This is a genomic window from Thermus sp., assembly GCF_056332225.1.
Genome location: NZ_JBWGQW010000014.1, coordinates 21,621 through 42,039 on the forward strand (window position 1 = coordinate 21,621; position 20,419 = coordinate 42,039).

Sequence of the window (20,419 nt, forward strand, 5' to 3'; positions counted from 1 at the left end):
CGGGGTTCATCGCTTCCATTCCAAAAAGCATGGGCGCACCCTCTTGCCCCGCCCAAGCCCCCATGGTGGGCCCCTGGGGAAGCTCGTCCCTTTCTCACCAAGGCCCCGTATACTTCACCCGTGCTCAGGCGCTACCTGCTTCGGGAGGTCCTCCTTCCCTACCTGGCGGGGGTCTTCCTCTTCGCCGCCCTCCTCACCTTTGACCTCCTCTCCAGCCTCTCGGGGGTCCTCCTGAGCCGGGGGGTGGGGGCCCGGGAGGTGGGGCTTCTCGTCCTCTACCGCCTGCCCTGGACCCTAAGCCTCGCCCTCCCCCTGGGCCTGGTCTTCGCCGTGCTGGTAGGGCTTGCGGGGCTCATCCGCCGCTCGGAGCTCAAGGCGGCCTACGCCGCGGGGGTTCCCCCCTTGGCCCTCCTCAGGCCCCTCGTCCTTCTCGCCCTCGCCGTAAGCCTCCTCAACCTCCTCAACCTGGCGGAGCTGAGGCCCCGGTCCCAGGAGGCTTATGATGGGCTCTTGGGCCGCATCCTCTACGGGGAGGGCGGGGCCTCCGGAATCCTCCGCCGCCAGGTCTACGCCCCCCCGGGCCTCGGCGTGTACTTCGCCGAGGAGGTCTACCCCGAGCCCCAGGAAAACCGGCTCCGGGGGGTGCGGGCGGTGGACGAAAAGGGCCGGGTCTACAGCGCCGAGGAGGGCCTTTGGGACGAGGAGGGGTGGCACCTAAAGGGCTACGTGGTGGAGGGGGAGGAGGTCCGGGCCTTCGAGGGCGTCCTCCCCTTTCCCGCCCGGTTCCGCCCCAAGGAGAGCCTGGGCTCCCGGGACCCCTACGACTCCACCCCCCTCGAGGAGCTCTGGGCCCGGGCCCAGGTGGAGCCGGAAGCCCGGTTCGCCTTCCACCGCCGCCTGGCCGACGCCCTGGGGGGCCTGGTCCTGGGGGCGGCGGCCGCCGCCTTGGGCCTTTCCCTGCGGGAGGCCGCCTGGGCCTTTCTGGGGGTGGTCCTCCTCATCTTCGGCTACTACGTCCTCTGGACCTTGGCCGCCCAGCTCGCCCGCTACGACGTAAGCCCCCTCCTCGCCTACCTCCCCGACCTCCTTTACGGGGCCTTGGCGGGGGCGCTCGCCTGGAGGCTGCGGTGAAGACCCTGGACCGCTACCTTTTGCGGGAAGCCCTGCCCCTCTTCGGCGGCGGGCTCCTCGTCATCGTCCTCCTCTTCCTGGGCGGGGCGGTGTACGAGGTCCTGGCCCCCCTGGTGGCCAAGGGGGCCGACCCCTACACCCTCCTCCGCTACCTCCTTTTCCGCACCCCCGAGGCCCTGGTGCGGGGGGCGCCCGTGGCCTACCTCTTCGCCCTCCTCGTCCTCCTCTCCCGCCTGGGGGAGGACGCGGAGCTCAAGGCCCTCCTGGCCCTGGGGGTGCGGCGGGAGCGCCTGCTCCTTCCCCTCCTCCTCCTCGGGGCCGCCATCGCCCTCGCCGCCTTCCTCCTCGGGGAGGGCCTGGTGCCGCGGGCCCTCGCCCAGGGGCAGGACCTCCTGAGGCGGGAGGTCCTGGAGCGCCCGAGGGCCCTCCTCACCCCCGGCACCACCTTTCAGGACGCCAAGGGCCGGGTGGTCTACGTGGGGGAGGTGCGGGGGGAGGAGATCGGGAAGCTTAGGGTCCTCTCCCGGGAAGAGGTGCTCCTGGCGGAGAGGGGCCGCTTCCAGGGGGGGGTTTTGCGGGTGGAGGAGGGCCTGAGGGTCACCTACGAGGGGGACCGGCCCCGCACCCTGACCCGCTTTCAAAGGGGGGAGCTTTTCCTCCAGGACCTCACCTTTGACCCCTGGCCGAACCCGGCGAACCGGATGACCCTGGCCGAGCTCCGGGAGGAGGTGAGAAGGCTCCGCCAGATGGGGGTGCGGGCCGGCCTCGAGGCCACCACCTACTACCGCCGCTTCGCCGAGCCCCTGGCCGCCCCCGTCTTCGCCCTCTTCGCCGTGGGCCTCGCCTTCTACCTCCTCGGGGGAAGCCGGAGCCTGGGCCTCGTGGGGGTGGCCGTCCTCACCTTCTTCTACTACGCCACCTGGAGCGTGGGGCGGATCATGGGGGAGCAGAACGCCCTGGACCCCTTCCTCGCCGCCTTCGGGCCCAACCTCCTCTACGGGGCCTTGGGGCTTCTCCTCTTCCTGGGAGGGCGGCGGTGAGGTGGCTTTTCCTCCTCCTTCTCCTCGTCCCCGCCCTGGCCCAAGGGGGGGTGATCAAGGTCTTGGAGGCGGAAAGGCTGGAGCTCAGGGAGGAGGGGGGGGAGGAGGTCTTGGTCCTCACGGGAAGCCCGGTGCGGCTGGAGAGGGAGGGGGAGGCCCTGGAAGCCGAGCGGGTGGTCTACCTGAGGGGGAAGAGGCTCCTCCTCCTCTCGGGGAAGGTGCGCTACCGGGACCGGGAGGGGCGCCTTATTGAGGCCGAGGAGCTCCAGGTGGACCTCGCCGACGAGGGCTTTGACGCCCTCGAGGTCCGCATAGAGGCCAAGGACCTCCTCCTCACCGGCCCCCTCTGCCAGCGGGCGGCGGGGGCCATCCTCCTCAAGGAGGGCTACGCCACCCCCTGCTTCGGGTGCGGCCAGGAGGTCCCCGACTACGCCTTCCGCGCCCAGGAGCTCGTCCTCTACCCCGGGGACCGGGTGGTGGCGCGGGGGGTGACCCTCCTGGTCCAGGAGAAGCCCGTCCTCACCCTCCCCGTCCTCCTCCTCTACCTCTCGGAGAGGCGGCCCCGCCTCGAGGTGGGCCAGGACGAGGGAGGGCTCTACCTCGAGGCCGCCCTCCCCTACGCCAGCCCCTTCGGCCTCGGCTACACCCTCCTCGGCTACTACCAGGGCCGGGGCTACGGCTTCGGCCTGGACCACTTCGGCGTGGGCGAGGCCAAGGAGCGCTACTTCTTCTACCACAAGCCCCCGGACACCTTCCGCTACCGGGGGGAGTACGAGCTGAAGCGGGGGGAGTTTTCGGTGGCGGCCCTCGTGGAGCGGGACGACACCCGGGAGAAGCTCACCCGCTTCCGCCTTTCCGCCCTCCTCCCCGGCGCCCCAAGCCCACAGGACTGGCGCTACGCCCTGAGGCTCGAGGGCTTCCTGGACCACGACCCCGCCACCCCCCCGCCCCGCACCCTCCAGCGCCTCCCCGAGCTGGAGGTCCAAAGCCCCACCCTCCGGGAAGGCCCCTTCAGCCTCCAGGGAAGCCTCCAGGCGGGGCGCTACCTGGCGGAGACCAACCCCCTAAACCGCTCCGCCCGGGCCCTCGGGCCCTACGCCGAGGCGGGAAGGCTTCTCCTGGCCCACGCGGAAACCCTGGCCCTCTCCCCCTGGCCCGGGGCGAGCCTCCAGGGGGAGAACCGCTTCCGGGGCTTCTACTACACCACCCAGAACCCCGACGGGGAGCCCGAGCGCCAGGTGGACTGGACCACCCGCCTGGCCCTCCGGCAGGCCCTGGGGGGGGTTAGCCTCGAGGCGGGCTACTTGAGGAGCGTCCAGGAGGGGGAAAGCCCCTTCCGCTTTGACGCCCTGCCCCAGCGGAGGACCCACCAGGCCACCCTGGCCCTCGGCTTCCAGGAAAGGCCCCTCGCCCTCTCCCTCAAGGGAGGGCGGGACCTGGAGGGCGGGAAGTACCTCCCCCTGGAGGCCGAGGCCAGGCTTCAGGACCAGGGGTATGGCCTCCTCCTCTACCACAAGCGGGGCCTGGAGGAAGGCCCCCTGGAAACCCGGGCCGAGGGAAGCCTCACCCCCTACCCCTTCTCCCTGCGGGCGAGCCTCCGCTACGACCACCAGGGGGCGCGCTTTGACCCCCTCCTCCTCCAGGCCGGCTACGCCCTCCCCGGGGGAAGCCTCAACCTCGCCCACCGCCACGGCCTGAACGGGGAGGGGGCGCTGGACACGAGCCTCACCCTGGCCTTCCGGGAGGGGCAGGAGGCCTACACCCTGCAGGCCCGAAGGGACTGGACGAAGGACACCCTCCAGGCCTCGGGGCAGGCCATCTTTGGACCCAATAGCTTTTCCCTCCAGGCCGCCCTGGACCCCCAAGCCCTCGCCTACCAGTCGAGCTTCCGCTCGGGAAGCGCCCCTGGGCCCCTTTGGGACCTCCTCCTCTCGGGGCGGTACCGGGAGGGCTTCCGGGAAACTAACCTCCGCCTCGGCCTCGCCCAGGCCCTGCCCGAGGTGGGCTTCCGCCTCGCCGCGAACCTCCACCTGCCGGAGGTGGAGGACGGGGAGGTCTACCTCAAGGACCTCGCCTTCTCCGGCGGCGTGGAGCTTTGGGGGCCCACCCCGCCCGACGAAAGCGGGGAAAACGCCCTCCCCGGGCTTTCCTTTTCAGGAAGCCTCACCTACACCCGAAGGCCCACAAGCCCGGAAGGCTACGCCCTCGCCCTCCGGAACTTCGGGCCCACCCTCACCTTCCTCGGCCGGGAGAACACCAAGCTCCACCTCTCCGCCCTCCTCACCCAAAACCTCCCGGGAACCCCCTTAAAGCCCAAGTTCCTCCTCACCCTGGACCGCTGCTGCTGGGCCATGCGCTTCACCCTGGACGCGGCCAAGGGCGAGGTGCGCCTCGCCTTCCTCTACGGGGGGCAGGCGGCGGAGGTGCTCATGAACGAAGAAGGCGTGCGCTTGGGAGGTGTGCCGTGAAGCGGCTTGGGTTTCTCCTGCTCTTCCTCACCGCCTGCACGGGAAGCCAGGAGCCCCCCCTCCCCGCCCTCCTGGCGGCGGGGGGGGAGAATGAGGTGCGCTTTTACCGCGCCCGGGACCTCCAGGGGGGCGCGGCGGCCCCCGTGGGGACCTGGAGCGCGCCCGGGCTTCAGGACCTGGCCTACAGCACCCCTTCCCGCAGGCTCTACCTCCTCTTCCCCGACCGGGTGGAGGCCTACGACGCCGCGGGCTTCACGGAGGCCTCGGTCCCCAAGGGAACCCCCTCGGTCCAGGCCTTTCCCGGGGGCGTGGACTGCACGGGGGGCTACCTCCGCCTGGGTCAGGCCCGCCTCCTCGCCCACTGCCCGGGGGCGGGGCGGGCCTTCCTCTGGAGCCTGGACGGGGGCGGAAGCCTGGAGGAGGCGGACCTCACGGGCCTGGACCCCGCTTCCCGCCTCGCCCTCCTCCCCCAGGGGAGCCTGGACCTCCTGGCCTACCTGACCCGGGGCGTTCTGGGCTTCCGCCCGGCCCAGGACCCCCAAGGAACCCCTTCCCTGGAAAAGCCCCTGAGCCCCCCCTTGGACCGGGCCCCCTTTGACCTCCGGGCGGACGCCGCTAAGGGGAGGCTTCTTGGCCTCGGGGCCACCGCCACCGAGGCCCGCCTCTACACCCTCCAGGGGGAGGCCCTGGGAAGCCAGAAGGTCCTGGGGGACTTCTTCGGCACCCCCCACCTGGCCCTGGACCCGGTGGCGGGCCTCGCCGTCTACGGCCGGGGCTTCCAGGCCCTGGAGCCCAAGGCCTCCCCGGTCCTCGAGGCCTACGCCGACTTCGCCGCCGGCGCCGTGGGCCAGGACGGGTACCTGTACCTGGCCTCGGGAAGCCTCCTCTACGTCTACGACCTCGTCCCCTCCCCGCCCCAGAGGGTGGCCACCCCCTCCTTGGGCTTCGCCCCTAAGGCCCTGGCCTTCCTCCCCGTAGAATAGGGGCATGCTCCAAGGGAAGGCTTTTCTCATCACCGGGGCCGGAGGGGCCCTGGCCCGGGCCCTCATCCCCGCCTTCCACGAGGCGGGGGCCAGGCTCTTCCTCTCCGACCCCCGCCCCGAGCGCATGGCGGAGAGGGCCAAAGCCGTGGGGGCCAAGACCTTCGTCGCCGACCTCACCAAACCGGAGGAGGCCCTGGCCCTGGCCCGCTTCGTGGAGGCCGAGGCCCCCCTCCACGGGGTGGTCCACACCGTGGGGGGCTTCGCCGCCGGGCGGTTTCTGGACTCGGACCCCGGGCTTTACGACTGGATGCTGGACCTGAACCTCCGCACCGCCTACAACCTCCTCCGGGCCGTCCTCCCCTACCTGGAGAAGCGGGGAGAGGGCTTCTTCGCCGCCTTCGCCGCCGGGCCCGCCTGGACGGGAGTGGGCCCGGGAAGGGCCCTCTACACCGCGGCCAAGACCGCCCTGGCGAGCCTCCTAAGGTCCTTGCAGGGGGAGGTGGAGGGGGTGCGCTTCCTCGTGGTCTACCCCATGGGCACCCTGGACACCGAGGCCAACCGCAAGGCCATGCCCGAGGCGGACTTCTCCCGCTGGATCGCCCCCGAGCTCGTGGCGGAGATGGTGGTGGAGGCGGCCAAGGCTAAGGGCGGGAGGCTTCTTGAGCTTCCCATCTACCCGCCCCTCTAGCCCCCAGGTAGGCCCCGAGGAAGTCCGCCACGAGGTCCAGGCCGAAGGCCTCCCGCCCGGGGACGAAGCTCTGGTGCCATTCGTCCACCACGCCGTAGAGGGCGGAAAGGAGAAAGGCCGGGGCAAAGCGGGAAAGGCCCCGCCGCCAAAGGGCTCCCAAAAGGGCGTAGGCCAGGAAGTGGGCGAGCTTGTCCCAAGGGTGGGGAAGCCCGGCCCCCGGGGCGGGCCGGTCGGAAAGCCACCAGAGCGCGCCCATCCAGAGGAGGGCGAGGAGGGCGAAGAAGGGGCGCACTAGGCCTCCACCAGCTCCCAAAGGACCCCAAGGCCGAAGCTTGGGTGGAGGAAGGCCACCCGGTGGCCCCCGAAGCCGGGCCTTGGGGCCTCGTCAATGAGCCTCGCCCCCTCCGCTTTAAGCCGGGCGAGGGCCTTTTCTATCTCGGAAGTGGCGAAGGCCAGGTGGTGGAGGCCGGGGCCCCGCTTGGCCAAAAACCGCCCCACGGGGGTATCCGGGCCCAGGGGGGCGAGGAGCTCCAGGAGGGTTTCCCCTTCCCCCTCCAGGAGGGCCACCCGCACCCCCTGGGCGGCCACCTCCCCTTCCGCCACCACCTGAAAGCCCAGAGCCCGGTAGCGGGCCTTGGCCTCCTCGAGGTCCTCCACGGCGATGCCCACGTGGTGGAGCCGCATGGGCCCATTCTAAAGGTCGTACCAGGGGGGCTTGCCCCGGAAGAGCTCAAGCTCCTTCCCCACCTCCTCCTTAGGGGCCTCCTCCAGCCGGATCACCTGGGGCGGGCAGCTCTCCACGCAGGCCCCGCACCCCGTGCAGGCCTCCACCTTCAGGTAGAGGACGTACTCCTCCCCCTCCCTCACCCGCCTCACCGCCTCCGTGGGGCAGACGTTGGTGCACACCGGGCAGAGGGTGCACCCCTCCTCCACCCGGATCCTCGGCCAATGGGCTTCCGGGGCGCGGCTTGCGGCGAGGCGCCTAAGGCGGAGCTCGGCGGGAAGCTCCCCCTCCTTCTCCTCCGGGGCGGGCAGGGGAAGCTCGGGAACAAGGTCGGCGGCGGTGCGCTTGGCGCTTCCCAGGAGGGCCTGGAAGAGCTCCCGCCGCGCCACGGGCTCCCCCGGAAGCGCCCCTTCCACCACCTCCACCTCCACGGGAAAGTAGCGCCGGGCCTCCTCGGCCATCCGCGCGAGGTGCTCGGGGACCTCGAGGCCCCCGATTCTGCACTCCGCGCAGTCCCCCCGGGCGAGGACCACCTTCCCGAAGCGGCTTCCCGCCTCGGCGAGAAGCCCCGGGGTGAGGCGGCCCAGGCAGAGGACCTCCTCCCCCTTGCCCTCCGCCTGGGAGCACCTGAGCTTCCCCTTCCCCCGGATGAGGGCCTCCTGGATGGCCCCGAGAGGGTACTCCAGGGCGAGGCCGGGGCAGACCCCGGTGCAGAGGCCGCACCCCGTGCACAAGACCTCGTCCAGCTCCACCCGCCACCCCTCGAGCCGCACCGCCCCCTTGGGGCAGGCCTGGTAGCACCTGTCGCACCCCCCCACGCTGTTCTTAAAAAGGAGGCAGCGGGCCTCGGTGTAGCGGGGCCTCGGGTCCGTGGCCTTGAGGAAGGCGTTGAGGAGGTTGTCCCAAAGGCCCATCAGCCCTCCGGGAGGAGGTCCCGGATGGCCTCCAGGAAGCGCTCAAACTGGGCGAAGTCCATCTGCTGCTGGTTGTCGGAGAGGGCCACCTTGGGGTTGGGGTGGACCTCCACGTGCACCCCGTCCGCCCCCACGGCCAAGGCGGCGCGGGCCAGGGGGGCCAAAAGGTCCGTGCGCCCGGCGGCGTGGGTCACGTCCACCACCACGGGAAGGTGGGTCTCCTGCTTGGCGAGGGCCACGGCGGAGAGGTCCAGGGTGTTCCGCGTCCAGCGCTCAAAGGTGCGGATCCCCCTCTCCGCCAGGATCACCGCCTCGTTCCCCTGGGCGAGGACGTACTCGGCGGCGTAGAACCACTCCTCTATGGTGGCGGAAAGCCCCCGCTTTAAGAGGACGGGGCGCCGGGCCTTCCCCACCTCCTTGAGGAGGGCGAAGTTCTGCATGTTCCGGGCCCCCACCTGGAGGATGTCGGCGTACTCCGCCACCACCTCCACGTCCCGGGTGTCCATGACCTCGGTGACGAAGACCATGCCGAAGGCGTCCGCCGCCTTGCGGCCAAGCCTAAGCCCCTCCACCCCGAGGCCCTGGAAGCCGTAGGGGCTGGTCCTGGGCTTGAAGGCCCCACCCCTTAAGACCTTCACCCCCTTGCCGGCGAGGAAGCGGGCCGTCTCCAGGATCTGCTCCTCGCCCTCAATGGAGCAGGGCCCGGCGATGAGGAGGGGCTTCTCCCCGAAGACCACGTCCTTGACCCGCACCCGGGTGGGCTCGGGCTTGTGCTTTCTGGAGTAGAGGAACTTCTTCTGGTCCTGGCGCTCCTCGAGGTCCAGGCTCGCCTGGAAGATCTCCTTGAAGAGCTTCCTTATGGTCTCGTTGGGAAAGGGCCCCGGGTTTTCCCGGGTGAGGTAGGCGAGCATCTCCTCTTCCCGCTTGGGGTCGTAGTGGGGAAGGCCGAGCTCCGTCTGGATGCGGCCGATCGCCTGAACAAGCCTTCCACGCTCCGAGAGGAGCCTAAGAAGCTCCCGGTTCACCCGGTCCACCTCTTTGCGGAGGGCCTGGATGCGCTCGTCCATGGCCTATTCTATGGCCCCCCCGCCCTCAGGGTGTCAAGCGGCCTCCTGGGGCCTCTGCCTCTCCGCGAGCCGGGCCACCAGGACGGAGACCCAGTAGAGGACGAGGAGGGGCCCGCTCACGATGAAGAGGGAGACCACGTCCACCGTGGGGGTGATGACCGCGGCCAAGGTGAGGAGGAGGACCACGGCCACCCGCCAGTTGCGGGCGAGGAAGGCGGAGGAGAGGATCCCCAGGCGGGCGAGGAGGTAGCTCACCACCGGCATCTCAAAGACGATGCCCATGACCCCCATCATCATGAGGATCTGGCCCATGTAGCGGCCGATGGAGATCTGGGGGGTGACCACGTCCCCCAGAAAGCCCAGGAGGAAGGGGACGGCGAAGGGCAGGAAGGCGTAGTAGGCGAAGAGCGCCCCGAGGGCAAAGCTGAACCCCGCCCCCAGGAGGAAGGGCACGGCCAGGCGCTTCTCGTGCTCGTAGAGCCCGGGGGCGATGAAGGCCCAGACCTGGTAGACGATGAAGGGAAGGGCGAGCACAAGCCCCCCGAAGGCCGCCACCTTCAGGGAGACGAGGAAGGGCTCGGTGATGTCCAGGACGATGAGGTTGACCTGGATGCCGTGGGCCTTGGCCGCAAGGTCCAAGGGCCTCTTCAACCACTCCAAAAGCTGGACCCTGAAGGTCCAGGCCACACCCGTCCCCACCGCCCAGGCGAGGAGGGACCAGAGGATCCGGGCGCGGAGCTCCTCTAAGTGCTCTACCAGGGGGGCTTCCTTCAAGCCTTGGGCTCCTCCTTGGCCTCCTGAGCGGTCGCGGGCTTGGGCTGGTCCTTCACCTCAAGGCTCTTCTCCAGCTCCTCCCGGATCTCCTGGGCCCCCCGCTTGAACTCGCGGATGCTCTGCCCCAGGGCGCGGCCGAGCTCGGGGAGCTTCCTGGGCCCGAAGATGAGGAGGGCGACGAGGAGGATGACGAGGATCTCCGGCATGCCGAGGGTCATGCCCTAAGTTTAGCACCCCGGAGCTGAAAGGGAGATGAAGGAAGCCAAGTGCCCGCACCTTGGCTTTGCAACACCGGATGCCCAAGCTTTGGCCGTGGGAAATTTTGGGGCCCCCACCGCGGCAAAAGCCGCGGTGGGGTACTTACCCTTCCCCGAGCTTCCTCAGGGCGTACCCCTCGAGGTTCTTCTGCCTCTCCCGGGCCACGGCCAGGGCGCCCTCGGGCACGTCCTGGGTGATGACGCTCCCCGCCCCCACCAAGGCGCGGTCCCCCACCCGCACCGGGGCCACGAGGACGCTGTTGGAGCCGATGAAGGCCTTCTTGCCGATCTGGGTCTTGTGCTTTCTCTTGCCGTCGTAGTTCGCGGTGATGACCCCGGCCCCGATGTTGGTCCCCTCCCCCACCTCGGCGTCCCCCAGGTAGGCCAGGTGCCCCGCCTTCACCCCCCGGTGGAGGACGCTCTTCTTCACCTCCACGAAGTTCCCCACGTGGGCCTCCCCCATGAGGACCGCCCCCGGGCGGAGCCTGGCGAAGGGCCCGGCGGAGGCCCCGGGGTGGAGGTGGGCCCCCTGGGCCACGGTGTGGGCGAGGACCTTGGCCCCGGGTTCCAACACCGTGTCCTCGAGGACGCTGTAGGCCCCCACCTCGCACCCCTCGCCGATCCGGGTCTTCCCCCTTAAGACCACCCCGGGCCAGAGGGTGACGTCGGGGGCGAGCTCCACCGAGGGCTCCAGGTAAATGGTCTCGGGGAGGATCATCCGCACCCCCTTCCCCATCCACTCGGCGCGAAGCCTCCTAAGAAGCACCCCCTCCACCCGGGCGAGCTCCTCCCGGGTGTTCACGCCCAAGGCCTCCTCCGCCACGCCCCGCACCGCCACCACCCTTTTGCCGTGGGCGCGGTAGATGGCGAGGAGGTCGGGGAGGTAGTACTCCCGGGCGGCGTTTTCGTTTTTCACCTCCTTGAGGGCCCGGAAGAGGAAGCCGTCAAAGGCGTAGGCCCCGGCGTTCACCTCCCGGAGGGCCTTCACCTCGGGGGAAGCGTCCTTCTCCTCCACGTTCCCCAAGACCTCCTCCCCCTCCCTGAGGATCCGGCCGTAGCCCGTGGGGTCAGGAAGCTCCACGGTGAGGAGGGCCATCCCCGCCCCCTCCCCCACCCTTCGGAGAAGGGCCTCCAGGGTCTTCGGGGAAAGGAGGGGGGTGTCCCCCTGGGTGACGAGGAAGGGCCCGGGGAAGCCCTGGAGGAGGCTTTCCGCCTGGAGGAGGGCGTGGGCGGTGCCGAGCTGCTCCTTCTGCCAGGCCACCTCCACGGGGTAGCCCTCCAGGGCCTCCACCACCTTTTCCCCCCCGTGGCCCACCACCACCACGAGGCGCTCGGGCCTAAGGACCAAAGCCGCCTCCACGGCGTAGAGGAGCATGGGCTTTCCCAAAAGGGGGTGAAGCACCTTGGGCAGGCGGGACCGCATCCTGGTCCCCTGCCCCGCGGCCAGGATCACGTGGGCGTGCATAAAGCTATCTTAGCCCCTTTCCGGTGTGGTCCTGCGCCACCTTTAAGCCCAGGGTCTGCAGAAAGCGCGCCAGGGCCGCCACCGCTTCCCTGACCCCGTCGGTGATGAGGGGGCTTCCGAAGCGGCTCACCCCGGCGTAGATCCCGTGGGCGCTCGTGCGCACCTCCAGGAGGAGGTCCTGGGTCAGGTCCTCCTCCTCCACGTGGGTGAGGACGTAGAAGCCGTGCTCTCCCCGGGCCACCTCCAGGAAGACCGCCACCCCGCCTTCCAGGGGCAGGGGGGTCTTGGCCAGGGGCAGGGCCTCGGGCAAGATTCCTTCCAAAAGGGCGTGGGCCACGGCGTACCTCCTTACGGGGGGCCAAGGGGTGGGGTCCTCGGCCACTTTGGTAAAGACGGCGTGGAAAAAGGGTCTTCCCGCCTCCTTCCACTTGAGGGCGTACTTGGTGCGGAGGTGGCTTTCCGGGGGGGGCCTCACCTCTATGCGGTAAAGCCCCGTCCTCTCGGCTTCCTCGAGGGCGAAGCGAAAATACTCCTCGTGGTCGGTGGTGAGGAGGAGGCTTCCCCCTTCCGCAAGCCTAGTGGAAAGCTTCCGGAAAAACCCCTCCTGCAGGAGGCGCCTTTCTTGGTGGCGCTTCTTGGGCCAGGGGTCGGGGAAGTTGACGATGACCCGGTGAAGGCTCCCCGGGGGCACCAGGTTCCTTAGGGCGAAGGGGCCCTCCCCGTGGTAGAGGCGGACGTTCCCCAAGCCCTCCCGGCGCATCCTCCGGTAGGCCCTGAGCACGCTCGCCGCCGAGACCTCGGCCCCCAGAACGAGCCAGTGGGGGTGGGCCCTGGCGAGCTCCGCCGTGAAGCGCCCGTCCCCGAAGCCGATCTCCAGGACCAAGGGGCCTTCCCGCCCGAAGAGGTCCTTAGGGCCAGGAGGCCAGGAGGGAAGGAGGGCGGGGCGCACCAGCACGAGGAGCGATTATAGGGGTTTTCACAGCGCCTTCAAAGGGAGTTAAGGACATCCCGCCCACCACCCTTTACCTCAAGCCCGGGTACATCCGCTCGGTGGACCCAATAAGGCCGTACTCCTCCCACCTCGCCTCCACCAGGGCCTTCACCTTGGGGGCCATGCGGATCCTCTCGGGCCAGACCCGCTGGAACCCCTCCTCGGGAAGCTTCCTCGTGCCGTCCAGGACCAGAACCGGCCCCTCCGCCCCCGGCATGACCCGGGCGTCCCGCTCGGGGTCTATGTTGTTGAGCACGTACCAGAGGAGTTCCTCCGGGGTTAGGGCGGTATCCCCGTCGGCGAGGAGGAGGAGGCGGACCCCGGCGCTTTGCGGGGTGCTTAGGAGCCTCTCCGCCACCTCCCAGGCCTGGTGGGGGCGGCGCTTCTCCAGCACCGCCCCCCAGAGGCCCGGCCACTGCCTCTGGGCCAGGACCTCGGGGTCCTCGGGGAGCTCGGGGTGGGCCCTCGGGGTGAAGGCCACCTCCCCCCCTTCCTCGGGGAGTTTCCTCGTGCCGTCAATGACGAGCTTCCCCCCGAAGGCGAAGGCCCGGGAGCTATGGTCCAGGGCGTCCAAGGGGCCCCTTAGGAGGAGGGTGTCCCGCCCGGGGAGGGCGCGCTTGAGGGCCTCGAGGAGCGCGGGAAACCCGGGCTTCACCGGCACCCCCTCGTCCACGGCCAAGAGGACCTTGGCGAACATCATCTGCCCGAGGCCCAGCATCCCGTAGGCCACCTTGTAGGCCTGCCCCGGGTACTCCTTGCGCAGGGCCACGTTCACCCAGTTGTGGGCCACCCCCTCGGGGGGCAGGTGGTAGTCCGCCACCTCGGGGAGGACGAGGCGGATTGCGGGGAGGAAGAGCCTCTCCGTGGCCTCAATGAGGTAGGCGTCCTCCATGGGGGGGACCCCTACCAAGGTGGCGGGGTAGATGGCCCCCTTGCGGTGGGTGAGGGCGGTGACGTGGAAGCGGGGGTAGAGGTCTATGGGGGTGTAGAAGCCCGTGTGGTCCCCGAAGGGGCCTTCCTCCACCCAGGGCTCCTCGGGGTCTATGTAGCCCTCGAGGACAAACTCCGCCTCGGCGGGCACGGGAAGGTCCACGGTCACCCCCCGGGCGAGCTCAATGGGGGCTCCCCGGAGGAAGCCCGCCAGGTGGAACTCGCTCACCCCCGGCAAAGGGGGCAGGGGGGCGGTGGCGGCGTAGGTGAGGACCGGGTCCCCCCCCAAGGCCACGGCCACCTCTAGCCTCTTCCCCAGCTTCTTCGCCTTCTCCAGGTGGCGGCGGCCCACCTTGTGGAGCTGCCAGTGCATGGCGGTGCTCCTTCGGTCCAGGACCTGCATGCGGTACATGCCGAGGTTGAGCTCCCCGGTCTCCGGGTCCTTGGTGATGACGAGGGGCAGGGTGAGGAAGGGCCCCCCGTCCAGGGGCCAGGTCTTGAGGACGGGAAGGCGCCCTAGGTCCACCGCCTCGCCCCGGAGCACCACCTCCTGCACCGGGGCCCTCTGCACCCTCCTCGGGAAGAAGCCCCTAAGGAGAGGAAGCTTGGGGAGAAGCCCCATGAGGGCGGAAAGCCCCCCCTTCCCCGGCTTGAGCTGCAAAAGGAGCTCCACCTTCCTCGCCAGCTCGTCCAGGTCCTCCACCCCCAGGGCGAAGGCCGTGCGGGCCCGGGTGCCGAAAAGGCCGATGGCCACGGGGAAGTCCTTGCCCAAAACCCGCTCAAAGAGGAGGGCGGGGCCCCCCGCCTTCACCACCCGGTCCGCGATCTCGGCGATCTCCAGCTCGGCGCTCACCGGGACGCGGATGCGCCTGAGCTCCCCCCGCCTCTCCAGGGCCTCGAGGTAAGCCCGAAGGTTCCGAAACACGGGCCTTAGCTTACCCCTAGAGCTCCAGAACAAGGTGCTCTAAGCGGAAGTCCCGAGGGGTGCCCCGGACCAGGACGGCCTCGAGGCGCACCGGGAGGTCGTCCCGCCCGAGGAGGAAGCGGGCGCTTTTTAGGAGCCTTTCCACCTTCTTTGGGGTGATGGCCTCGAGGGGCGTGCCGAAAGCCGAGGAGCCCCTCTGCTTCACCTCCACCACCACGTAGACCCCCTCCTTCTCCAGAAAGAGGTCCACCTCGCCGAAGGGGGTACGGCGGTTTTTCCCCAGGAGGCGGTAGCCCTTGCCGAGAAGGAAGCGGAGAGCCTCCTCCTCGGCCCACCTTCCCCTCAAGGCGCCCATTCCTGGAAGAGCTCCCCGTCCAGGTAGAGGCGGAACCGGGCCTCCCCCTGGACCTGGTAGCTTCCCTCCAGCCTTAAACCCTCCCGCCCCATCCCCTCGTAGACCACCCGCTCCCCCCGCTCGTCCAGGAGGACCAGGCGCACCCCCTTGCCCTCCGCCTCCGGGGGGAGGTCCAAGGCCAGGCTCACCGTTCGGGCCTGGGGCTCGGGAGGGGCGGGAGGCAGGAGCACCTCCCCCCGCACCGCCACCCGGAGGCGCACCCCGCCCCCCGGGGGCACGGGGGTGCCGGGGGCGGGGTCCTGGGCCAGCACCGTGCCCTCCGGGGCCCCGGAGGGCACCTCCTCCACCTGGGCCTGGAGGCCGGCGGCGTTCAGGAGGAAGAGGGCCTCTTCCCGGGAAAGGCCCGTGAGCCTGGGCAGGAAGACCGAGGCCTCCTGCCGGGCCCCCTGGGAGAGGAGGAGGCGCACCCCGCCCCCCGGGGGCACGGGGGTGCCGGGGGCGGGGTCCTGGGCCAGGACCACGCCCAGAGGCTCCTGGCTCGGGAGATAGGCCTTCCTCGCCACCTTAAACCCCAGCTCGGCAAGACGGGCCTCGGCCTCCTCCTCCCTAAGACCCCCGAGGTCGGGCAAGGGGTTGAGGCGGGCCTGGTTCAGGAGAAGGCGCACCGCCCGCCCCTCCCTCAGGCGGGTGCCCGGGGCCGGGTCCTGGGCCAGGACCACGTCCTTGGGCTTGGTGGGGTCGTTGCCCGCGGCCGCCTCCACCCTAAGCCCCGTGTCCTTGAGGAGGAGGAAGGCCTCGCGGGCGCTTTTGCCCACGAGGTCAGGCACGGTGTACTCCGGCGGGTTGAAGTAGCGGTAGAAGGCCTGGCCCAAAAGGAAGAGGCCCAGGAGGGAAAGGAAAAGGCCCGGGACCACCCCTAGAAGCCTTTCCCCGGGCTTTCTCCCCTTGGGCCTGGGAAGCCTCCCCTGGAGGGGCCAGGGGGCGAGGTAGGCCACCCCGTCCTCGGCCATGGCCAGGTGCTCCCGCCCAAAGCCCAGGGGGGCCAGGGCCTCGAGGGCCGCCTTGGGCGGGGCCTTGCGGGCCAGGGGCTTCTCCGGGAAAAAGACGTAGTGCCTCCCGGGCTTGGCGGAGACCTGGGCCTCCAGAAGGCCGAGCTCCTGGAGCCGGCGCACGGCGGCCCGGTAGCGGTAGAAGCGCTCCTTGTCCTCGGGGGTTTTCACGTCAAAGAGGAAGACCAGCCCCCCCTCTACCCGGTAGAGGGTGACGCCCTCCTGGGCCCTCAGGGTCTCCAAAACCGGGTAGCGGTCGTCCAAAAGCATGCGTGGCCCATTATACCCGCCGCCAGAGCCCCTCCCTCGCCTATACTTGGAAGTGCTATGTGGGACGTTCTCGTGGTGGGTGGGGGGCCTGCTGGGCTTTCCGCCGCCCTTTTCCTGGCCCGGGCCGGGCTCAAGGTCCTGGTGCTGGACGGCGGCCACGCCAAGATCGCCCAGGTAAGCCAGGTGCCCAACTACCCGGGGCTCTTGGACGAACCTTCCGGGGAAGAACTCCTAAGACGCCTGCGGGAGCACGCCGAGCGCTACGGGGCCGAGGTGCGGCGGGGCCTGGCGCGGGGGGTGCGGGATATGGGCGGGGTCTTCGCGGTGGAGACCGACGGAGGCCTGGAGGAGGCGGAGAGGCTCCTCCTCTGCACCCACAAGGACCCCACCCTGCCCTCCCTCCTAGGCCTCGCCCGCCGGGGCACCTTCCTGGACACCGACGAGGGAGGGCGCACCAGCTACCCCCGGGTCTACGCCGCCGGGGTGGCCCGGGGTAAGGTGCCGGGTCACGCCATCGTGAGCGCCGGGGACGGGGCCTACGTGGCCGTGCACCTGGTCTCGGACCTGCGGGGCGAGCCCTATAAGGATCACGCCAAGTAGGCCTACACCGGGCGGCCCGCCATCATGAAGCTCGCGGTCATCCCCCCGTCCACGGGGAGGATGGCCCCGGTGATGAAGCTGGCCTTCGCCGAGGCCAGGAAGAGCACGGCCTCGGCCACCTCCTCGGGAAGCCCGAGCCTTCTTAGGGCGTGGAGGTCCTCCCAGTCCCGGCGGGTCCTCTCGGGGTCCGGAGAGAGGGCGATGGCCTCCAGGACCGCCTCCGTGGCGATGGCCCCCGGGGCCACGGCGTTCACCCGGATGCCCAGGGGGGCGAGGTCTAAGGCCATGGAGCGGGTGAGGTTGACGAGCCCTCCCTTGGAGGCGTTGTAGGCGGCGTTCTCCTGCTCGGCGAAGAGGCCCTGGACGCTGGCCACGTTCACGATGGCCCCGCCCCCCACCTTCTGCATCTCCCGGGCGGCCAGGGCGGAGAGGTGCATGGGGGCGGTGAGGTTCACCTCCAAGACCCGCCGCCAGGCGGGGAGGGGCACGGTGAGGACGGAGCCGGGATGGGCGGTGGCGGCGTTGTTCACCAGGACGTCCACCCGCCCCAGGGCGCGGGCCGCCTCCTCGAGGAACCGCACCCGGTCCTTCTCCTCGGCGAGGTCCGCCTGGACGAAAAACCCTCCCACCTCCCGGGCCACCTCCCGGCCCTCGGGCAAAAGGTCGCACAGGGCCACCATGGCCCCCTCCCGGGCGAAGGCCAGGGCGATGGCCCGGCCGATGCCCCGGGCCGCCCCCGTGACCAAGACTCCCTTGCCCTCAAAAAGCCCCATGCCCCTAGCCTAAAAGCCCCAGGGCCTCCAGGGCCCTTTCCCGGGGCAGGGCTCCCTGGACCACCTCCCTGCCGCCCCCCTTGGCCCCCAGGGCCTTGAGCCTCGCCAGGACCTCCTGGGCCCTCGGGCCGAGGAGGGCGAAGCGCCCTTCCGGGCTCACGAGGAGGAAGGTCCTTTGGCTCCAGGCGAGGAGCCTCTTGGCGAGCTCCCCCAGGACCGCCTCCGGCACGAGGAGGGCCTCCTCCTCCAGGGCCCGGGGCAGGAGGGCCTCCACCAGGGCCTCCTTCAGGGCCTGGTTTTCCCCCTTCAGGGCGTAGAGCTCCTCCTGGAGCCTCTTGATGGGCTTTTCCAGCTCCAGGGGGTTCGTGGAGAAGGCGAGGGCCAGGCGGGAAAGGAGGGCGTGCTTGGCGTGGTAATCCTCCAGGGCCTCCCACCCGGCCATGAAGTGGACCCGCGTCCCCCCCTTGTAGCGCTCCCACTTCAGGACCTTGATGGGCCCCGCCTGGGCGCTGGTCTTGAGGTGGGTCCCCCCGCAGGCCGCCAGGTCAAAGTCCCCGATCCTTACCAGGCGCACCTTGCCCCGCACCTTGGGGGGGCGCCGCAAGGGGTACTGGGCGAGCTCCTCCTCGGAGACGAAGAAGGCCTCCACGGGGTAGTCGGCGTAGACGGCGAAGTTGGCCAGGGCCTCCGCCTCCCGCACCCGGGCCTCCTCCGCCTCCTCCTCGAGGTCCACGGTGCACACCGGCGAGTCCAGGCTCACGGCCACGGTGTGGTACCCCCCGGCCCGGAGAAGGGCCTGGGAGAGGAGGTGCTGGGCGGTGTGGCGTTGCATGTGGCGGAAGCGCCTTCCCCAGTCAATCTCCCCCTCCACCTCCGCCCCCTCGGGGATGGGGGCGGAGAGCACGTGGACCACGTCCCCGAAGGCCTTCTCCTCCTCGTAGGCCTCGAGGACCCGGACCTCCCCGAAAGCCCCCCGGAGGACCCCGGTGTCCGCGGGCTGGCCCCCGGACTCGGGGTAGAAGAGGGTCTCGGAGAGCACCGCGTAGTGGCCCTTCTCGTCGCTCCAGGCCCTTTGCACCCGGGCCCGGAAGCGGGTGGCGTAGCTGTCCTCTTGGTAAAGCCTCACGCCCCTTAGGATAAGGAGGGCCGGGTGCAGAAAGCCCAGGTTGCCCTCCAGGGTTTAACCTGGTACGGGTGGAGGCCCTTGGGTGGCCGGAAGGCGCCGCCCCACGCTCCCGGCAAAAGCCTCCATGGAGCACGGGAAAGGGCATGAGGGGGGAGAGGCTGGATAAAATCCTCGCCCGCCTGGGCCTGGGAAGCCGCAAGGAGGTGGCCCGGCTGGTGCGGGCGGGGAAGGTGCGGGTCCTGGGCCAGGTGGTCAGGGACCCCGGCTTCCGCCTGCCGGAGGGGGCCGGGGTGGAGGTGGAGGGGAAGCCCCTGGAGGTGCGGCGCCACCACCACGTCCTCCTCCACAAGCCCAGGGGCTTCGTGACGAGCCGGGCCGAGGGGCCCTCGGTCTACGCCCTCCTGGAGGGCTTTCCCACCCGGGACCTCTCCCCGGTGGGCCGCCTGGACAAGGACGCCGAGGGCCTCCTCCTCTTCACCACGGACGGCGAGCTCCTCCACCGCCTCACCCACCCCCGGCACAAGGTGGAAAAGCGCTACTTGGTGCACCTGGAGCGGCCCGTGGGGCCCGAGGACGTGGAGGCCTTCCGGGAGGGGATTCTCCTTTACGGCGAGAAGACCCTACCCGCCGAGCTTTTCCCCCTGGAAGACCCCACCTGGGCCGAGGTGGTCCTGAGGGAGGGCCGCTTCCACCAGGTGAAGCGCATGTTCCAGGCCCGGGATAACCGGGTCCTCTACCTCAAGCGCCTCTCCCTGGGCCCCCTGGGGCTTGGGGACCTCCCCCCGGGAAAGGCCCGCTTTCTCACGGAGGAAGAGGAAAAGGCCCTTTACGCCGCCGTGGGCCTTCTGCCGTGAGGCGCCGACCCGAGCCGGGTGGATGGCCGTGGCCCACAAGCTCCTCAGGCGGATGATGGGGCGGCTCAGGGAGTACTACGCCGGTCGGTTGGCCCAGGGGGTGGCTTGACGCTCAAGACAGTATCAATCCCCTTACGGGGCTATGTGGTTTGCAACGAGGGTAGTGAAGATCGGCTTTCTCCTTAAGAGCTTGTCTTGGTCGCAATCCCCTTACGGGGCTATGTGGTTTGCAACCCGTTTCCTGAAGGATGGTGAGCTTTGCTGGAGAGTGCTCTAGTCGCAATCCCCTTACGGGGCTATGTGGTTTGCAACCTGGTGGCCGGGGAGCCCGAGGTGGAGGCTCAGGATGACCGGTCGCAATCCCCTTACGGGGCTATGTGGTTTGCAACGCGTATGGAGAATCAGATACTAGCTGGGATTTTTCGGAGTCGCAATCCCCTTACGGGGCTATGTGGTTTGCAACGAATGGGAGAGGCCCCTTGAGGCTTTCGAGGGGCTGGACGAGTCGCAATCCCCTTACGGGGCTACGTGGTTTGCAACTGGGGAGGCTTCGGCTTCCCCTACACATGGAAGAAAGTCTACAGGTCGCAATCCCCTTACGGGGCTATGTGGTTTGCAACTTGAGAGAAAAGGGAAGCCCGAAGAAAAGAGTACTTGGAGTCGCAATCCCCTTACGGGGCTATGTGGTTTGCAACCTGTCTGTTCTATGGCGTGCTAGATGATTTTCCGATAGTTTAGGTCGCAATCCCCTTACGGGGCTATGTGGTTTGCAACTAGGGGAGGAGGGCCTCCTCGAGGGGGCCGCGGAGACGTCGCAATCCCCTTACGGGGCTATGTGGTTTGCAACTCTACCCCCCTAAGAACCCCGTCCTGGAGGGCATTGCCAGAGGGGGGTTTATGAGAAAGATGAAGCTTGGAATATGCACACGGCGAATAACGGGGGTTTTCGGGGGTTTATGCCGATGAAAAGCCACAGGAGAAAGGGGCGATGAGAAGGGGAAAACGCATATTGCCCATCCCCAAGGGAAGAACTGG

At 69.6% G+C, this 20,419-nt stretch carries 20 protein-coding genes and 1 CRISPR repeat array; of the genes, 7 read left to right on the forward strand and 13 right to left on the reverse strand.

Annotation, left to right across the window (positions count from 1 at the left end; translation table 11 throughout):
* Positions 1-120: 120 nt before the first annotated feature.
* Genes AC01Y6_RS04435 through AC01Y6_RS04455 form a run of 5 tightly spaced genes read left to right on the forward strand, consistent with a single transcriptional unit; the run spans position 121 to position 6,310 of the window.
* A complete protein-coding gene (locus AC01Y6_RS04435) occupies positions 121-1,131 on the forward strand; it encodes an LptF/LptG family permease (RefSeq protein WP_476670405.1) in 1,011 nt (336 codons plus the stop codon).
* Entirely contained in the window at positions 1,128-2,171 is a 1,044-nt protein-coding gene (locus AC01Y6_RS04440) for an LptF/LptG family permease (RefSeq protein WP_476670406.1), read from the forward strand. The genes AC01Y6_RS04435 and AC01Y6_RS04440 overlap by 4 nt, the downstream gene beginning before the upstream one ends.
* Positions 2,168-4,639: an LPS-assembly protein LptD gene (locus AC01Y6_RS04445; protein ID WP_476670408.1), complete on the forward strand. Its 2,472-nt coding sequence runs from the start codon at positions 2,168-2,170 to the stop codon at positions 4,637-4,639. The genes AC01Y6_RS04440 and AC01Y6_RS04445 overlap by 4 nt, the downstream gene beginning before the upstream one ends.
* Positions 4,636-5,622 carry a hypothetical protein gene (locus AC01Y6_RS04450; RefSeq protein WP_476670411.1) on the forward strand — a complete coding sequence of 329 codons (987 nt, stop codon included), beginning with the start codon at positions 4,636-4,638 and terminating at the stop codon, positions 5,620-5,622. Before AC01Y6_RS04445 ends, AC01Y6_RS04450 begins: the two co-directional genes overlap by 4 nt.
* Positions 5,623-5,626: 4 nt before the next feature.
* On the forward strand, positions 5,627-6,310 hold the full coding sequence (locus AC01Y6_RS04455; RefSeq protein WP_476670412.1) for an SDR family NAD(P)-dependent oxidoreductase: 684 nt from the start codon (positions 5,627-5,629) through the stop codon (positions 6,308-6,310).
* On the opposite strand, the gene AC01Y6_RS04460 is transcribed toward AC01Y6_RS04455, so the two are convergent.
* From AC01Y6_RS04460 to AC01Y6_RS04510, 11 genes are all read right to left on the reverse strand, one after another.
* Positions 6,264-6,602, reverse strand: coding sequence for a VanZ family protein (locus AC01Y6_RS04460; RefSeq protein ID WP_476670413.1), 339 nt, complete (start codon positions 6,600-6,602; stop codon positions 6,264-6,266). The genes AC01Y6_RS04455 and AC01Y6_RS04460 overlap by 47 nt on opposite strands.
* On the reverse strand, positions 6,602-6,994 hold the full coding sequence (gene mce / locus AC01Y6_RS04465; RefSeq protein WP_428721550.1) for a methylmalonyl-CoA epimerase: 393 nt from the start codon (positions 6,992-6,994) through the stop codon (positions 6,602-6,604). The genes AC01Y6_RS04460 and mce overlap by 1 nt, the downstream gene beginning before the upstream one ends.
* Positions 6,995-7,003: 9 nt before the next feature.
* Complete coding sequence (locus AC01Y6_RS04470; RefSeq protein WP_476670416.1) at positions 7,004-7,948, reverse strand: 4Fe-4S dicluster domain-containing protein; 945 nt, start codon at positions 7,946-7,948, stop codon at positions 7,004-7,006.
* A complete protein-coding gene (locus AC01Y6_RS04475) occupies positions 7,948-9,015 on the reverse strand; it encodes a bifunctional 3-deoxy-7-phosphoheptulonate synthase/chorismate mutase (RefSeq protein ID WP_476670418.1) in 1,068 nt (355 codons plus the stop codon). The genes AC01Y6_RS04470 and AC01Y6_RS04475 overlap by 1 nt, the downstream gene beginning before the upstream one ends.
* Positions 9,016-9,048: 33 nt before the next feature.
* On the reverse strand, positions 9,049-9,789 hold the full coding sequence (gene tatC / locus AC01Y6_RS04480; RefSeq protein WP_347240837.1) for a twin-arginine translocase subunit TatC: 741 nt from the start codon (positions 9,787-9,789) through the stop codon (positions 9,049-9,051).
* Positions 9,786-10,007 carry a Sec-independent protein translocase subunit TatA/TatB gene (locus tag AC01Y6_RS04485; protein WP_428715681.1) on the reverse strand — a complete coding sequence of 74 codons (222 nt, stop codon included), beginning with the start codon at positions 10,005-10,007 and terminating at the stop codon, positions 9,786-9,788. The genes tatC and AC01Y6_RS04485 overlap by 4 nt, the downstream gene beginning before the upstream one ends.
* Before the next feature lie 142 nt (positions 10,008-10,149).
* On the reverse strand, positions 10,150-11,511 hold the full coding sequence (gene glmU, locus AC01Y6_RS04490; protein WP_476670421.1) for a bifunctional UDP-N-acetylglucosamine diphosphorylase/glucosamine-1-phosphate N-acetyltransferase GlmU: 1,362 nt from the start codon (positions 11,509-11,511) through the stop codon (positions 10,150-10,152).
* Between the two features lie 4 nt (positions 11,512-11,515).
* A complete protein-coding gene (gene trmB, locus AC01Y6_RS04495) occupies positions 11,516-12,466 on the reverse strand; it encodes a tRNA (guanosine(46)-N7)-methyltransferase TrmB (protein ID WP_476670424.1) in 951 nt (316 codons plus the stop codon).
* A gap of 67 nt (positions 12,467-12,533) precedes the next feature.
* Positions 12,534-14,357, reverse strand: a complete 1,824-nt coding sequence (locus AC01Y6_RS04500) for a menaquinone biosynthesis decarboxylase (RefSeq protein ID WP_476670426.1) — start codon at positions 14,355-14,357, stop codon at positions 12,534-12,536.
* Between the two features lie 16 nt (positions 14,358-14,373).
* Entirely contained in the window at positions 14,374-14,712 is a 339-nt protein-coding gene (locus tag AC01Y6_RS04505; protein WP_347240832.1) for a YraN family protein, read from the reverse strand.
* Positions 14,700-16,031, reverse strand: a complete 1,332-nt coding sequence (locus AC01Y6_RS04510; RefSeq protein WP_428715687.1) for a PASTA domain-containing protein — start codon at positions 16,029-16,031, stop codon at positions 14,700-14,702. The genes AC01Y6_RS04505 and AC01Y6_RS04510 overlap by 13 nt, the downstream gene beginning before the upstream one ends.
* Before the next feature lie 57 nt (positions 16,032-16,088).
* On the opposite strand from AC01Y6_RS04510, the gene AC01Y6_RS04515 reads away from it, so the two are divergent.
* Positions 16,089-16,631 carry an NAD(P)/FAD-dependent oxidoreductase gene (locus tag AC01Y6_RS04515; protein WP_428715688.1) on the forward strand — a complete coding sequence of 181 codons (543 nt, stop codon included), beginning with the start codon at positions 16,089-16,091 and terminating at the stop codon, positions 16,629-16,631.
* A gap of 2 nt (positions 16,632-16,633) precedes the next feature.
* On the opposite strand, the gene AC01Y6_RS04520 is transcribed toward AC01Y6_RS04515, so the two are convergent.
* Both AC01Y6_RS04520 and AC01Y6_RS04525 read right to left on the reverse strand, forming a co-directional pair.
* Positions 16,634-17,404, reverse strand: a complete 771-nt coding sequence (locus AC01Y6_RS04520; RefSeq protein ID WP_347240829.1) for an SDR family NAD(P)-dependent oxidoreductase — start codon at positions 17,402-17,404, stop codon at positions 16,634-16,636.
* Positions 17,405-17,408: 4 nt separating this feature from the next.
* Positions 17,409-18,530 (reverse strand): alanyl-tRNA editing protein, encoded by a 1,122-nt coding sequence (locus tag AC01Y6_RS04525; protein ID WP_476670430.1) that lies wholly within the window; start codon positions 18,528-18,530, stop codon positions 17,409-17,411.
* Positions 18,531-18,673: 143 nt separating this feature from the next.
* Here AC01Y6_RS04525 and AC01Y6_RS04530 point away from each other — a divergent pair, with 143 nt between their 5' ends.
* Positions 18,674-19,384: a pseudouridine synthase gene (locus AC01Y6_RS04530; protein WP_476670433.1), complete on the forward strand. Its 711-nt coding sequence runs from the start codon at positions 18,674-18,676 to the stop codon at positions 19,382-19,384.
* Positions 19,385-19,504: 120 nt separating this feature from the next.
* Positions 19,505-20,231: direct repeats of the CRISPR family, unit length 36 nt; unit sequence GTCGCAATCCCCTTACGGGGCTATGTGGTTTGCAAC.
* The last annotated feature ends 188 nt before the right edge of the window (positions 20,232-20,419 follow it).

Excerpts from the sequence above, each read along its gene's own strand:
- glmU (WP_476670421.1), bottom strand. The coding sequence starts at position 11,511 with ATGCACGCCCACGTGATCCTGGCCGCGGGGCAGGGGACCAGGATGCGG.
- AC01Y6_RS04530 (WP_476670433.1), top strand. The coding sequence starts at position 18,674 with ATGAGGGGGGAGAGGCTGGATAAAATCCTCGCCCGCCTGGGCCTGGGA.
- AC01Y6_RS04520 (WP_347240829.1), bottom strand. The coding sequence starts at position 17,404 with ATGGGGCTTTTTGAGGGCAAGGGAGTCTTGGTCACGGGGGCGGCCCGG.
- AC01Y6_RS04505 (WP_347240832.1), bottom strand. The coding sequence starts at position 14,712 with ATGGGCGCCTTGAGGGGAAGGTGGGCCGAGGAGGAGGCTCTCCGCTTC.
- AC01Y6_RS04515 (WP_428715688.1), top strand. The coding sequence starts at position 16,089 with ATGTGGGACGTTCTCGTGGTGGGTGGGGGGCCTGCTGGGCTTTCCGCC.
- AC01Y6_RS04475 (WP_476670418.1), bottom strand. The coding sequence starts at position 9,015 with ATGGACGAGCGCATCCAGGCCCTCCGCAAAGAGGTGGACCGGGTGAAC.
- AC01Y6_RS04485 (WP_428715681.1), bottom strand. The coding sequence starts at position 10,007 with ATGACCCTCGGCATGCCGGAGATCCTCGTCATCCTCCTCGTCGCCCTC.
- AC01Y6_RS04510 (WP_428715687.1), bottom strand. The coding sequence starts at position 16,031 with ATGCTTTTGGACGACCGCTACCCGGTTTTGGAGACCCTGAGGGCCCAG.
- AC01Y6_RS04470 (WP_476670416.1), bottom strand. The coding sequence starts at position 7,948 with ATGGGCCTTTGGGACAACCTCCTCAACGCCTTCCTCAAGGCCACGGAC.
- AC01Y6_RS04455 (WP_476670412.1), top strand. The coding sequence starts at position 5,627 with ATGCTCCAAGGGAAGGCTTTTCTCATCACCGGGGCCGGAGGGGCCCTG.
- mce (WP_428721550.1), bottom strand. The coding sequence starts at position 6,994 with ATGCGGCTCCACCACGTGGGCATCGCCGTGGAGGACCTCGAGGAGGCC.